12 protein-coding genes are annotated in these 14519 nt (G+C 61.9%); 7 read left to right on the plus strand and 5 right to left on the minus strand.

The genetic code is table 11. The annotated features are described in order from the left end of the window. The first annotated feature begins 430 nt into the window (after nt 1-430). Nucleotides 431-1294 (plus strand): DMT family transporter, encoded by an 864-nt coding sequence (locus KW838_RS16340; protein ID WP_218501728.1) that lies wholly within the window; start codon nt 431-433, stop codon nt 1292-1294. 36 nt (nt 1295-1330) lie between these two features. Here the strand turns inward: KW838_RS16340 and KW838_RS16345 are convergent, their stop codons facing one another. The 4 genes from KW838_RS16345 to KW838_RS16360 all read right to left on the minus strand — a co-directional run bounded on the left by KW838_RS16345 (nt 1331) and on the right by KW838_RS16360 (nt 5472). After that, nucleotides 1331-2272, minus strand: coding sequence for a LysR family transcriptional regulator (locus tag KW838_RS16345; protein ID WP_102698961.1), 942 nt, complete (start codon nt 2270-2272; stop codon nt 1331-1333). 70 nt (nt 2273-2342) lie between these two features. Continuing rightward, nucleotides 2343-3872: a tripartite tricarboxylate transporter permease gene (locus tag KW838_RS16350; protein ID WP_104450490.1), complete on the minus strand. Its 1530-nt coding sequence runs from the start codon at nt 3870-3872 to the stop codon at nt 2343-2345. Further along, nucleotides 3869-4402, minus strand: coding sequence for a tripartite tricarboxylate transporter TctB family protein (locus KW838_RS16355; RefSeq protein WP_218501730.1), 534 nt, complete (start codon nt 4400-4402; stop codon nt 3869-3871). Before KW838_RS16355 ends, KW838_RS16350 begins: the two co-directional genes overlap by 4 nt. Nucleotides 4403-4455: 53 nt before the next feature. Next, nucleotides 4456-5472 (minus strand): tripartite tricarboxylate transporter substrate binding protein, encoded by a 1017-nt coding sequence (locus KW838_RS16360; RefSeq protein ID WP_116580280.1) that lies wholly within the window; start codon nt 5470-5472, stop codon nt 4456-4458. Between the two features lie 499 nt (nt 5473-5971). Here KW838_RS16360 and KW838_RS16365 point away from each other — a divergent pair, with 499 nt between their 5' ends. The 6 genes from KW838_RS16365 (at nt 5972) to KW838_RS16390 (ending at nt 13397) form a co-directional block, all read left to right on the plus strand. Continuing rightward, nucleotides 5972-7312 carry an MFS transporter gene (locus tag KW838_RS16365; RefSeq protein ID WP_218501731.1) on the plus strand — a complete coding sequence of 447 codons (1341 nt, stop codon included), beginning with the start codon at nt 5972-5974 and terminating at the stop codon, nt 7310-7312. Next, complete coding sequence (locus KW838_RS16370) at nt 7305-8264, plus strand: amidohydrolase (RefSeq protein ID WP_218501733.1); 960 nt, start codon at nt 7305-7307, stop codon at nt 8262-8264. The genes KW838_RS16365 and KW838_RS16370 overlap by 8 nt, the downstream gene beginning before the upstream one ends. Next, entirely contained in the window at nt 8261-9265 is a 1005-nt protein-coding gene (locus KW838_RS16375; protein WP_218501735.1) for a 4-hydroxythreonine-4-phosphate dehydrogenase PdxA, read from the plus strand. The genes KW838_RS16370 and KW838_RS16375 overlap by 4 nt, the downstream gene beginning before the upstream one ends. Nucleotides 9266-9557: 292 nt before the next feature. Next, nucleotides 9558-10733: an L-rhamnonate dehydratase gene (locus KW838_RS16380; RefSeq protein WP_015096352.1), complete on the plus strand. Its 1176-nt coding sequence runs from the start codon at nt 9558-9560 to the stop codon at nt 10731-10733. A 53-nt stretch (nt 10734-10786) separates the two neighbouring features. Continuing rightward, nucleotides 10787-11782: an AraD1 family protein gene (gene araD1 / locus KW838_RS16385; RefSeq protein ID WP_102698955.1), complete on the plus strand. Its 996-nt coding sequence runs from the start codon at nt 10787-10789 to the stop codon at nt 11780-11782. 34 nt (nt 11783-11816) lie between these two features. Then, nucleotides 11817-13397 carry an aldehyde dehydrogenase (NADP(+)) gene (locus KW838_RS16390; protein ID WP_218501737.1) on the plus strand — a complete coding sequence of 527 codons (1581 nt, stop codon included), beginning with the start codon at nt 11817-11819 and terminating at the stop codon, nt 13395-13397. A gap of 132 nt (nt 13398-13529) precedes the next feature. Here KW838_RS16390 and KW838_RS16395 read toward each other — a convergent pair whose 3' ends face one another. Then, a complete protein-coding gene (locus KW838_RS16395) occupies nt 13530-14438 on the minus strand; it encodes a DMT family transporter (RefSeq protein ID WP_218501739.1) in 909 nt (302 codons plus the stop codon). Nucleotides 14439-14519: the final 81 nt, after the last annotated feature.

A 14519-nucleotide genomic window follows, 5' to 3' on the forward strand; every position in this document is an offset into this window, starting at 1 on the left:
GCGTTTTTTTTTCGAGGAATACCGGGTACCCCCTTCAGATACTGACACTGTGCCGGCTGTCGTTACTGGCCTTTTGACCAACTCGTTGCAATCCATGTCGATCGCTGGTTATAGTCGGCTCACGGTGAGTTTCGGACTCACTTTTTATCCCTCGAGCAAAGATCAGCCCAATGCCTGCATCCCTCCTCAACGCGGTAGTCGATTCAGCGGTCAACGCTGGCGTCGTGCCGTGCGGGAATCAGCAGCCCGGGCAGATCAGTCATTACCCCCCACCTGTCAGTAGCACGCCGGTGTGCGCAGTCGTATCACCGCCAGGCGTTGGCATTTCGGGCTGATCAGCTGTCTTCTGCTGTTCCCGCGCCCGCCTGAAAAAACTACTGGATTTCAGCTTTTGCTGAGTTGGCTTTTTGCCTGACTACAGGTGGTATTCATGTTTGTCCTTTCGAAAAAATCCGCGCTCGCGGTGGCATCCACGAGCCTGTTCGTGCTGCTGTGGAGCAGCGGGGCGATCTTCTCCAAATGGGGGCTGGCCCACGCGTCACCCTTCGCCTTCCTGATGTTTCGTTTCCTCATCGCGCTATGCGGGCTGGTGCTGCTGGTGCCGTTGCTCAAGCTGAAGTTGCCCAAGGGCGGCAAGCCGATGTTGTATGCGATGGCCACCGGCGTGGTGTTGTTGGGGGCCTATCAGATTTTCTATCTGTTGGCCCTCGACCTGAAAGTCACCCCCGGGGTGATGGCGACCATCATGGGCGTGCAGCCGATTCTCACGGTGGTCCTGATGGAGCGTCAGCGTTCCTGGAGCCGGATGTTCGGTCTGGTCCTGGGGCTGACCGGTTTGATCATGGTGGTCTATCAGGGCATCGGCCTGGCCGGGATGTCGCTGGCCGGGATGCTCTTCGGTCTGCTGGCGCTGGTGAGCATGACGTTCGGTTCGATCATGCAGAAACGCATCACTGAAAATCCCCTCGGCACGCTGCCGGTGCAGTACCTCGCCGGGCTGCTGTTGTGCGGGATTTTCGTACCTTTCCAGCCGTTTCACTTCGAACACAGCAGCGGTTTCATCTTGCCGGTGCTATGGATGGGGCTGGTGGTGTCGGTGCTGGCGACGCTGTTGCTGTACCGCTTGATCGCCCGGGGCAACCTGGTGAACGTCACCAGTCTGTTTTACCTGGTGCCGGCGGTGACGGCGGTGATGGACTATCTGGTCTTCGGCAACCGCCTGGCGCTGTTGAGCCTGTTCGGCATGCTGTTGATCATCGTCGGGCTGGTGTTTGTGTTCCGTAAATCGGCTTAAAACCGCAAAGGTCCGGAGCAATGCTCCGGGCCTTTTTCATTTGGCCAGCGCATGCTCGGCCCGTACCGAATTCATGAACGCCTGCATCGCCGACGATTGAATGCGATGACGCCGGGTGATCAACCCGTACGGTGGCAGCCGCGCCTCGAACTTGATCGGCAACACCGCCAGCAGATCCCGACCGGGGTAATCCTCGACCACCGACACCGGTGTGACGCCGAGCATGTCGGTCTGCTGAATCAACGACAGCAAGGTCATGATCGACGTGGTTTCGACGATGCTGCTCGGGATGTCGACCCGCGCGTTGTGGAACACCTGATTGATGATCGCGCGCATCGGGCTGGGCTGCTGTTGCAGTACCCAGGTCATGTTCTGCAATTCGGCCCAGCTCAACTGCGTGGCTTTGGCCAGTGGATTCTGTGCGCCGGAAATCACGCACAGCGCTTCCTCGCCAAGGCTGTCGAACAGCAACTCCTCTGCCCGGGCACCGGCGGGTATCCGCCCCAATACGATATCCAGCTGATCTTGCAGCAGCGCCTGCACCAGCACGTCGCTGGTGTCGACCTGGATACTCATCGACAAGCGTGGATGGCTTTGTTTCAAGGTGGCGATGGTGCGCGTCAACAGCCCCGAAGCCAGTGCCGGAATGGCCCCGACCGCGACCCGGCCAAGGTTGCCGGATTCGAGGGCGACCAGCTCTTCACGCATGCCGCTGAGTTCGGCGAACACCATGCGTGCGTAATAAATGACCGTTTCCCCGAACGGGGTAGAGCGCATGCCCCGGGGCAGGCGTTCGAACAGCTCGACGCCCAACAGGTCCTCGGCCTCATGCAGCATCTTGGTCGCGGCCGGCTGGGTCATGCCGATGTGATCGGCGGCGCGGCGCAACGAACCGAATTCCTGCAACGCCAGCATCAGCCGCAGTTGGCGCAGACGCAGTCGGCTGTGGATTACGTTGGCAGCAGGAATTCGGGTCATGGGCCGTGCTCGCAAAAAAGTCCTGCGGCAAGCCTGACAACAAATGCCAGGCGTTGCCAGCTTTGGCGTGTCACAGCACCGATTTTGGTTTGGCGACCTGGGGTTTGCGCAGGCCGATCAGGGTTTGCAGCGCTTTGGAAATCAACGGCCAGAACAGCATCAGCAGCGCCGCCGTGGTCAGGCTGCCCACCAACGGGTTGGACCAGAAAATCCCCAGGTGCCCGTCGGAGAACAGCATCGACTGACGGAACGCATCTTCTGCCTTGTCGCCCAGCACTGCCGCCAACACCAGCGGCGCAATCGGGTAGCCAAGTTTCTTGAATAGATAACCCAGCGCACCGAAGCCCAGCATCAGCACCACGTCGAAGAACGAGTTGTGCACCGAGTAGGCACCGATGGCGCAGACCATGATGATGATCGGCGCGATGATCGAGAACGGGATGCGCAGGATCGAAGCGAACAGCGGCACGGTGGCCAGCACCACGATCAGACTCACCACGTTGCCCAGGTACATGCTGGCGATCAGGCCCCAGACAAAATCGTGTTGCTCGACAAACAGAGTTGGCCCGGGGTGCAGACCCCAGATCATCAGGCCACCGAGCATCACCGCCGCAGTCGCCGAGCCGGGAATCCCCAGGGTCAGCATCGGCAGCAGGGCACTGGTGCCGGCCGCGTGGTCAGCGGTTTCCGGGGCGATCACCCCTTCGAGTTCGCCCTTGCCGAAGTTGTCGCGGTTTTTCGAGAAGCGCCGGGCCAGGCTGTAGCTCATGAACGACGCGGCAGTCGGTCCGCCAGGGGTGATGCCCATCCAGCAGCCGACCAGTGTGCTGCGCACAATCGTCCACCAGTAACGCGGCAATTTGGCCCAGGTACGCAGGATCACCATGGGCGTGATCCGCGCATGCTCGCCGCGGAACACCAGTCCCTCTTCCACGGTGCAGAGGATTTCGCCGATGCCGAACAGGCCGATCACCGCCACTTCAAAGCTGATGCCGGTCATCAGGATCGGCTGGTCGAAGGTCAGGCGCAGGTTGCCGGACACGGTGTCCATGCCGACGGCGGCCATGGCGAAACCGATCATCATCGCCACCACGGTTTTCAGCGGCGGGTTCTTGCTCATGCCGATGAAGGTGCAGAACGCCAACAGGTACACCGCAAAGAACTCCGGCGAACTGAACGACATGGCGAACGCGGCAATTTTTGTCGACAGGAACGTCAGCAACAACACGCCGGCCAACGCACCCAGCAATGCCGAACTGAACGCGGCGGTCAGGGCTTCGGCGGCGCGGCCTTCGCGGGCCATCGGGTAACCGTCGAAGGTGGTTGCCACCGATGAGGGCTCACCGGGGATGTTGAACAGGATCGAGGTGATCGAACCGCCGAACAGCGCCCCCCAGTACATGCACGACAGCAGGATGATCGCCGACACCGGCGACATGGTGAACGTCAGCGGCAACAGCAATGCCACGCCGTTGGGGGCACCGAGACCGGGCAGTACGCCGACCAGAATGCCCAGCAGCACGCCGATCACCATCAGGCCGATATGGCCCGGCGTGAGGATCAGGTTCATGCCTTGCAGCAGGGAATCGAACTCGCTCATTTGAAATGTCTCCCGGCCAGGGCAATCCAGTCGCCCATTGGGCCGGCATCCAGCGGCACTTTGAACCACAGCGCGAAGATCAGGTAACTGGCCAGCACCGCGCCCAGGGACACGCTACCGATCATCCATTTGCCGTAAGGCTTGGCGCGGACCTTGTCACGCCACATGAACCAGGCAATGAAGCAGGCCGAAGCGACGTAGATACCGGTGAACGGCATCGCACCGACGAATAGCGCGATGGGCACGAACACCGACAGCACTTGCCTGAACGCACTGCGGCTGACGAATGGAAGGCCCAGGGCTTGCCAGCGCACCAGGGTCAACACGCCGTTGGCCACACTGGCGGCGCTCAACATCAGGCCGATGTAGAAGGGAAAGTAACCCGGCTCGGGGCCGGCATCACCCCAGCCGATACCCTGTTCGACACTGCCGAACATCACCACCGCGCCGATCAGCGTGGTGAAGAGTGCCAGGCCGAGCTCGACCCAGCGCGTACCGACCAGCGCTGGTGAATCCGAAGAATGGGACATGAAAGCACCTCCAGAGGTGACGGCCGTACGCAGGGCGGGCGGCCGTGAGCAACTCAGTTTTTCAGCCAGCCGGCCTCTTTGAACACCGGCGTGACGCGGGCGGTGTCTTTTTCGATGTAGGCGGTCAGCGGCTCGCCCTCCAGGAAGGTCGGCACCAGGGCGTTCTGCTTCACGTAAGCCTTGAACTCATCGGTCTGGGTGACTTTGCGCATCAACTCGACATAGAACGCACGCTGCTCGGCGGTGACGTCGCCGGGCATGAACACGGTGCGCGGGAAGCGGTACTGATCGATGCCCAGGCCTTGTTCGTGACAGGTCGGGACGTCGGCCCAGGATTTGTCGCCGGCGACTTTGTCGGTATAGCCCATGCGCTCCTTACTGAACACGCAGAGCGGCTCGACCTGATCGCCACGCCATTGGCTGATGCTCTCGCTTGGGTTGTTGACGTTGGCGGCGATGTGCTTGCCGGCCAGTTGCGTCGCGGCTTCGCTGCCGCTCTTGAACGGGATGTACACCAGTTTGCTGTTGTTGGTCTGGTTCAGCAGCAGGGTCAGGGTCTGGTCGACGTCCTTGGACTGGCTGCCGCCCATGCGCAGGTTCGACGGGTCGGCCTTGACCGCGTCGTAGAAACTTTTCGCGTCCTTCCACGGCGCGCCCTTGTAGCTCCAGAGAATGAAGTCATCCTCGGCTACCGCGGCAATCGGGGTCAGTTCCTGCCATTCGTAGCCGAGCTTGGACACCAGCGGCAACAGGTAGATGTTGTTGGTGCCGATCACCAGTTTGTCGGCATCGCCCTTGCTCATTTTCAGGTCGAGAAAGGCTTCGGCACCGTTGCCACCGCCCTTGTTGAGGACGATGGTGTTCACGTCGAGCAGCTTGTGCGTAGTGATGATCGACTGGATCAGGCGACCGAGCTGGTCGGTACCGCCACCGGGACCGCCGGCTACGACGATTTCGACGTTCTTGTCCGGTTGCCAGGCGGCGTTGGCGAGAGCGGGAAGGGTACCGGCGGCGATCAGTGCGCAACCAAGAAACAGACGGGATGTACGACGGACGAATGCATTTCGCATGATGGAAGAGCCTCGTATTCATGTTCTTGTAATTGTTATGAGCGGCTTTTTGCGCGGTAAAGCCGCAAGCCTGGCCCGAGTGTGTGAAGGTGCGGGCACGGCGTCTAGTCAAAACAATACATACACCGATAGCCTGGGGTTATAGCTCGGCAAAACTACTGACTACTGACTACTGACTACTGACTACTGACTACTGACTACTGACTGCTGACTGCTGACTACTGTAGGAGCGAGCTTGCTCGCGATGGACTCAAGGGCACCGCGTTAATTCAGGAAGCACGTGTTTTCGTTGAAGACCATCGCGAGCAAGCTCGCTCCTACAGAGGAATGCGTGGCAGCGTTGAAAGGTCGTTGAAAGCAGGGCATGACATAACCCGAGGCTATCGCCTGATTTCAAGTTTTGATTAGACGGTTATCAGCGAGCCTTCGATAGTGCTCACAAACGTCGCCAGGAAGCGGCACTGCAGTCCCCACAAAAATAATAAAAGAGGTACGCACCATGGCTCGTTCCAGTGCATCCCTGAATCTGGCCGGCGCGGATATCCAGCCCCAGGCCGCGGTACCCGCGCAGAGCTGCGCCGTCAAGGCCAGCAGCGTGCGCTGGCGGATCTTCGCGATCATCTTCGCGCTGACCATGGTCAACCTGATCGACCGGGTGTCGCTGTCCATTGCGATGCCGACCATCGCCCATGAGTTTTCCCTGTCGCCGAGCCTGCAAGGGCTGATCCTCAGCAGCTTTTTCTGGGCCTACGCACTGTTGCAGATTCCCGGCGGCTGGCTGATCGACCGCTTCGGCCCGCATCGGGTCATCAGTTGGTCCACCGGGTTGTGGGGCACGTTTCAGGTGCTGGCGGCGTTTGCTACCGGCGGCCTGTCGTTGTTGTTTGCCCGGGTTGCACTGGGCGCCGCCGAAGCACCGCTGTTCCCGTCGGGCGGCAAGCTGATTTCCCTGTGGCTGGCCCCGAGCGAACGAAGTCGCGGCGCGGTATTGATGGACAGCGGCAGCCCGTTGGGCGTGGCCCTTGGCGGGTTGATCATTGCCTGGCTGATTGCCTCGCTGGACTCCTGGCGCCTGGCCTTCGTGATCGCCGGTATCGCCACCCTGGTGCTGGCCTGGCTGGCGCGGCGTTATCTGCGCGATGACCCGGCCGGTCACCCGCAAGTCAATGCGGCGGAGCTTGAGAAAATCAACGCCGGCCGCGCAACGCCTGCCGCAGAAGCGGCCCGAGCGCCGGTCAAGGGGCTGGGTATTGCGCCGCGCTCGCTCAGCGGTTTGCTGATCGGCCGGGCGAGTTGGGCGATGGTGTATTTCGGCCTGCTGACCTGGGGCCCGAGTTACCTGGCCCAGGCCCGGGGTTTCGATATCAAGGGGATTGGTGCGGCGACCTTCGTGATTTTTGTCTGCGGTGCACTGGGTTCGTTGACTGGAGGTTTCCTCTGTGATGGCTTGATTCGCAAAGGCGTGAGTCGCGGGGTGGCGGTCAAGAGCCTGCTGGCGTTTTCCGGGCTGGTGGCCCTCGGCGCATTCCTGTTGCTGCCGACCTTGAGCAATCCTTTTGCGGCAGTGGCGCTGTTGGCCATGACTGCGTTCTTCCTGATGTGGGGCAGCCTCTACTGGAGCTTCCCGGCGCTGCTGGCGGCGCCGGCGCGGGTCGGTTTGATCGGCGGCGTGATGAACATGGCCGGTAGCTCCGGCGGCATCGCGGTACCGATCCTGGTGGGCGTGATCCTGCAGGCAACCGGTGGTTTTGCCCCGGTGCTCGGGTTCTTCGCGGCGTGCTCGGCAGTCTTCGTGCTCGCGACCTTGTTCATCAGCCTGGATGAGGTGCGAAATGACTAATGCGTTGTGGAACGGCCCGATCATCGACGCCCATCATCACTTCTGGGACCCGACCGTCAACGACCACCCATGGCTTGCCCCCGAGGCCAACATACCCTTTCGCTACGGAGACTACAGCGCGATCAAACGCCGCTATTTTCCCGAGGATTACTTCGCTGATGCGGGTTCCCATAACGTCGTGCAAACGGTGTACGTCGAGACCGAGTGGAACCCCCAGGACCCGATTGGCGAAACCCGTTTCATCGAGCAACTGGCGGCCCGCTACGGCGTGCCCAATGCGGTCGTGGCGCAAGCCTGGCTCGATCATCCGGACGCTATCGATGTGCTCACCGAGCAGGCGCGTTTCAAGCATGTGCGCAGCGTGCGCCACAAACCCGGTGGCCCGATCGCGCCGGCGCAGGTGGGGCACCTGCGCAGCCTGATGAGTGACGAACACTGGCGCCGCAGTTACGCCGCGCTCGAAGGGCTGGGGCTGCATTTCGACTTGCAGACACCCTGGTGGAACCTGCACGAGGCCGAACGCCTGGCCCGGGATTTTCCCGGCATCACGCTGATTCTCAACCACGCCGGTTTGCCCAATGACCGCAGTGCCGAAGGCCTGGCGGGCTGGCGTCTGGCGATGGCGCGGCTGGCGCAGTGGCCGAACGTGCAGGTGAAGATTTCCGGCCTGGGGCAGGGCGGCCAGCGCTGGCGCGCCAAGGACAACGCCTGGATCGTGCGCGAGGTGATCGCCATGTTCGGCAGCCACCGGGCGATGTTCGCCAGCAACTTCCCCGTGGACAGCCTGTGCGGCTCGTTCGACGACATCTACAGCGGTTTCAAATCCATCGTCGCCGATCTGCCGACAGCCGATCAGGAACGACTTTTCTACAGCAACGCGCAGCGGGTCTATCGCTGCGAACCTTGCGCCAATGAGCGGGCGCAGCCTGAACCCTTGAGGAGTGAAGCATGAGCAAATCCACCATCGCGATGGTCCTGGGGGACCCGGCGGGCATCGGCCCTGAGCTGATTGCGCGCCTGTTGGGCGAGCCTGAAGTGCGTGCCCAGGCCAATGTGATCCTGATTGCCGACGAAGCGGAAATGCGTCGCGGCATGCGCATTGCCGGGATGGAATTTCCCTATCGTCGCGTCGAGTCCCTGGAGCAGCTGGCATTCGTCGATGACACGCCGCTGTTCTATGACTTTCGCGGTGACACCCTCGGTGAATTTCCGCGGAGCGAGGCCAGCGTCATCGGTGGCCGCTACAGCCTCGACACCCTGGAAAAAGCCCTGCGCCTGACCGAAGCGGGCATCACCGACGCCGTGTTGTTCGGGCCATTGAACAAGACTTCACTGCACATGGCCGGCATGGCCCACAGCGATGAGCTGCACTGGTTCGCCGAACTGCTGGGTTTCCATGGACCGTTCTGCGAATTCAACGTGCTCGACAATCTCTGGACTTCGCGGGTGACCTCCCATGTGGCCCTGGCCGATGTACCGGGCCTGCTCAGTCAGCAACGGGTGGTGGAAGCGATTCAATTGATCGACACCGCGCTCAAGCGCAACGGGCTGGAAAAGCCGCGCATCGGCGTCTGCGGGCTGAATCCGCATAACGGAGATAACGGTTCGTTCGGTCGCGAGGAACTGGACATCATCGGCCCGGCGGTGCGTTCGGCGCAGGCACTGGGGATCGCGGCGGACGGGCCATATCCGGCCGACACGATCTTCCTCAAGGTCCAGGGCGATGCCAGTGCCTTCGACGCGGTGGTCACCATGTACCACGACCAGGGGCAGATCGCGATCAAGTTGATGGGCTTCTCCCGTGGCGTCACGGTGCAGGGCGGCCTGCCGATCCCGATCACCACCCCGGCCCATGGCACCGCGTTCGACATCGCGGGGCAGGGCAAGGCGAACGTTGGCGCGATCCGCCAGGCGTTCGAGATTGCCTGCCGGATGGGTGGCAACAGTTACTGATTGTTGAAAGATCAAAAGATCGCAGCCTTCGGCAGCTCCTACAGGGGATCGCATTCCTCTGTAGGAGCTGCCGAAGGCTGCGATCTTTTTTGTTTCACCCTGATAACCCGACATACCCACTAATCAGTTTTTGCTATCACCCCAGGTTATCGCCGGATACGCATAAGTGATTATCCGCAGCCCTTGGCCGCTGGCTAAAGTCGCTCCATCGAATGCGCAAGACCGCCACCCGAGCGGCATTGCGCAGCGACTCACAATGACAAGAAGCCGGCAGCGCAAGGAAACCGTATTCATGAAAATCAAAGCAATCCGTACTCGCGTTTTCGAGTGGAAAGGCAAGGTCGTGCCACCTCAGGCGCACTTCTGCACCAACGCCAGCGACATCCTGTTCGAGCGCGGCGACGCCATGGGCTCGTTCCGCTTCCACGGCTGGCTGGTGGTGGAAGTCGAGACCGACACCGGCCTCGTCGGCATCGGTAACTGCGCCCTGGCGCCGCGTGTGGCCAAGGAAATCATCGACACCTACCTGGCGCCGATCGCCATTGGCGAAGACCCGTTCGACAACGAATACATCTGGCAGAAAATGTACCGCCAGAGCCACGCCTGGGGCCGCAAGGGCATCGGCATGGCGGCGATCTCGGCCATCGACATCGCGATCTGGGACATCATGGGCAAAGCGGTGAACAAGCCCGTGTTCAAGCTGCTGGGCGGGCGCACCAAGGAAAAGATCTGGACCTACGCGTCCAAGCTCTACGCCAACGACAACCTCGACCTGTTCCTCGAAGAAGCACAGGGCTACCTGAGCCAGGGGTTCACCGCGCTGAAGATGCGCTTCGGCTACGGCCCGAAGGACGGTCCGGCGGGCATGCGCCGCAACATCGAACAAGTGCGCGCCCTGCGTGAGCTGGCCGGTCCCGACGTCGACATCATGCTCGAATGCTACATGGGCTGGACCCTCGAGTATGCCCGGCGCATGTTGCCGAAACTGGCCGAGTTCGAGCCGCGCTGGCTCGAAGAGCCGGTGATCGCCGACGACATCGAAGGCTACATCGAGCTGAAGAAGATGGGGATCATGCCGATCTCCGGCGGCGAACATGAATTCACTTCCTACGGCTTCAAGGACCTGCTGGAACGCCGCGCCGTCGACGTGATCCAGTACGACACCAACCGCGTCGGCGGCATCACCGCCGCGCGCAAGATCAACGCCATGGCCGAGGCCTGGTCGGTGCCGGTCATCCCGCATGCCGGGCAGATGCACAACTACCACCTGACCATGTCCACCACGGCTTCGCCGATGGCCGAGTTCTTCCCGGTGTTCGACGTCGAAGTCGGCAACGAACTCTTCTACTACGTGTTCAAGGGCGAGCCGCAACCGGTCAACGGCTACATCCAGCTGGATGACAACAAGCCGGGCCTGGGCCTGGAAATCTCCGATGAGTACCTGAGCGATTTCAACATCATCGAGTGACCGTCCGGCGCCGCTTTCTCGCGGCGCCCACCACGACTTTTCGGAGGGCCGACATGCGCCTGATTCAGTTTGAAAACACCGATGGGCAACGCCAGGTTGGCGTGGTTGAGGGCGCTCGGGTCCAGGTGCTGCGCGATACCCGCAGTACCCGTGAACTGGCCCTGGCCGCCATCCGTGCCCAGTGCAGCCTGCAAGAAGAAATCGCCCGGCGCGGCAGCGAACCCGGTCCGGATTATGCGCAGCTGTTGCAGCAGCACAAGGTCCTGCCACCGCTGGACCATGAAGACCCTGCCCATTGCCTGATCAGCGGCACCGGCCTGACCCATCTGGGCAGCGCCGCGACGCGGGACAAAATGCACCAGCACGACGGTGAAGTCGAAGCCGGCATGACCGACACCATGCGCATGTTCAAGTGGGGGTTGGAGGGCGGTAAACCGGCGGCGGAGCAGGTCGGCGCGCAACCGGAGTGGTTCTACAAGGGCGACGGCAGCATCGTCGTGCGTCCCGGTGCGGATTTCCCGGTGCCGCCGTTTGCCGAGGATGCCGGTGAGGAGCCGGAACTGACCGGCCTGTATGTGATCGGCGACGACGGCCAGCCGTACCGTGTCGGGTATGCACTGGGTAACGAGTTCTCCGACCACGTCATGGAGCGGCGCAACTACCTGTATCTCGCCCATTCGAAACTGCGTTGCTGCTCCTTTGGCCCGGAGCTGCGCGTCGGTGAGTTGCCCAGACATCTGGTCGGCACCAGCCGCATCACGCGCAACGGCCAGACGATCTGGGAAAAAGAGTTTCTCAGCGGCGAAGACAACATGTGCCACAGCCTGGCCAATCTCGAATTTCATCACTTCAAGTACGCGCAGTTTTTGCGTCCCGGTGATGTTCACGTGCACTACTTCGGTACCGCCACGCTGTCGTTTGCCGACGGTGTGAAGACCCAGCCGGGGGATAGCTTCCAGATCAGTCTCGATGAGTTCGGTGCGCCTTTGGTCAACGGCATCGGCGAGAGCGCCCAGCCACTGGCAATCGGTCAGGTACGCACACTTTGACCCCTGCAGGTCTGCAATCGATCAAGGAATCCACATGAGCCTGTTTCCTGGACACAACTACATCGGCGGTCGCCGCAGCGCCAACGGCACGTTGCAGCTGCAAAGCCTCGACGCCACCACCGGCGAGCCCTTGCCCGGAACTTTCTTCCAGGCCAGCGAAGCCGAAGTGGATGCCGCTGCCAAAGCGGCGGCTGCGGCATACCCGACCTACCGTAACCTGAGTGCGGAAAAGCGCGCGCGGTTTCTCGACGCCATCGCCGATGAAATCGACGGGCTGGGCGATGCGTTCGTCGCCACCGTGTGTCGCGAGACAGCATTGCCGGCCGGGCGTATCCAAGGTGAGCGTGGCCGTACCAGCGGCCAGTTGCGCCTGTTCGCCAAGGTGCTGCGTCGTGGCGACTTCTATGGTGCGCGCATCGACCGAGCTCTGCCGGACCGACAACCGCTGCCGCGTCCGGATCTGCGTCAGTACCGCATCGCCCTGGGGCCGGTGGCGGTGTTCGGCGCCAGCAACTTCCCGCTGGCCTTTTCCACCGCCGGTGGCGATACCGCCTCGGCACTGGCCGCCGGTTGCCCGGTGGTGTTCAAGGCCCACAGCGGGCACATGGCAACCGCACAGTGGGTGGCTGACGCGATTATCCGGGCCGCGGAAAAAACCGGTATGCCGGCCGGTGTGTTCAACATGATCTACGGCGGTGGTGTCGGCGAATGGCTGGTCAAGCATCCGGCGATTCAGGCGGTGGGCTTCACCGGTTCACTCAAGGGCGGCAATGCCCTGAGCCACATGGCTGCAAACCGGCCGCAACCGATCCCGGTGTTCGCCGAGATGTCGAGCATCAATCCGGTGTTCCTGCTGCCGCAAGCCCTCGCGGTGCGCGGTGAGCAGATCGCGGCGCAATTGGCAGGTTCGGTGACCCTGGGCTGTGGTCAGTTCTGCACCAATCCCGGGCTGGTCATTGGTGTGCGCTCGCCACAGTTCAGTGCTTTTCTTGAGGTTTTTTGCGCCCACATGAACCAGCAGCCGGCGCAAACCATGCTCAATGCCGGCGCGCTGGCCAGCTACAACCGGGGCCTTGGCGAACTGCACGAACATCCGGGCCTGAGCCATCTGGCGGGCCGGCCGCAACAGGGCAATCAGGCACAGCCGCAGGTGTTCAAGGCCGATGCCAGCCTGTTGCTCAAGGGCGATGAAGTGCTGCAGGAGGAAGTGTTCGGGCCAACCACCATCGTCATCGAGGTCGAGGATCGGGCGCAGTTGGCGGCAGCATTGCAGGGCTTGCGCGGGCAATTGACCGCGACCTTGATTGGCGAAGCCGACGAACTGCTGGAGTACCGCTGGCTGGCGGAACTGTTGCAAGAGAAGGTCGGGCGGATCCTGCTCAACGGCTATCCGACCGGGGTCGAAGTCTGCGAGTCGATGGTGCATGGCGGGCCGTATCCGGCGACCTCCGACTCGCGGGGCACTTCGGTCGGCACCCTGGCGATCGATCGCTTCCTGCGGCCGGTGTGCTTCCAGAATTATCCGGACGCGCTGCTGCCCGAGGCGTTGCAGAACGGCAATCCGCTGGGGATTCGGCGGTTGGTGGATGGGGAGGTGAGTGATTCAGCCTTGTAGTGCCTGATCTGCCGCTTTCGCGAGCAGGCTCGCTCCCACAAGGGATCTTCGGTGAACACATGATTTGTGAACCCCCGGATCAAATGTGGGAGCGAGCCTGCTCGCGAAGGCGTCATCCACCACGCAACAATTCTACCGCTCAGCCACCAAACCCGGCTTCACCGCAGCCGGTTTCAACACCAACCACAACGCCAACGCAATCAACACCCCGCCATAGATATGCGCCATCGACAGCGGCTCATCGAGAAACAGCGCTCCCCACAACACGCCAAACAGCGGGATCAGGAAGGTCGTGGTCATCGATTTCACCGGGCCGATCGAGCTCAGCAGCCGGAAGTAAATAATGTAGGCAAACGCCGTGCAGCCCAGCCCCAACCCCAGCAACGACAGCCACACGCTCCAGCCGCCCCAGCTCGCCGGTGGCTGGCTGATCACGCTGTAGCCGAACAGCGGCAGCAGGAACAAGGTCGCGCCTAGCATGCTGCCCAGTGCCGACAAACGGCTATCGAGACCGCCGGCCTGATCGAGCCAGCGGCGGGCGAGGAATCCGGCAAATCCGTAGCACGTGGTGGCGAGCAGGCAGGCGACGGCCCCCATCAGCAGTGACATGTCGAACGCCACCGGACCGGCACGGGTCAGCACGCCCACGCCGAACAACCCCAGGAACACGCCGCCGAGCTTGGCGCCCGTCAGCCTTTCATGGAAAAACAGGCCGCCGATCAGCACGCCCATCAAGGGGGTCGTGGCATTGAAAATCGACGAGTAACCGGCAGGCAGCACCTGCGCGGCGACGGAGTACAGGGTCGCCGGGATGCCGGAGTTGATCACCCCGAGCAGCATCACGGTCTTGAGTTTGCCCTTGAAATCCCAGCTGATGCGCATCAGGCCAAGAATCACCAGCAACCCGACGGCGGCAATCGACACGCGGAAAAACGCGGTGGGCAGGGAGCCGATCACCGGGGCGATGATGCGCATGAACAGAAAACTCGCACCCCAAATGGCCGCCAGGGACAGTAAACGGAAAATATCGATGGGGTTCACAGCGCGGTCCTTCCTTGAGGGAGGGGCGAAAGTGTTGCTGAGTGTGTGATCGATGGCAACCGAAAACCGGGCATTGAACTC

The sequence above is a fragment of the Pseudomonas sp. PDM27 genome, from assembly GCF_019219205.1.
Taxonomy (GTDB): Bacteria; Pseudomonadota; Gammaproteobacteria; order Pseudomonadales; family Pseudomonadaceae; genus Aquipseudomonas; species Aquipseudomonas laurylsulfatiphila.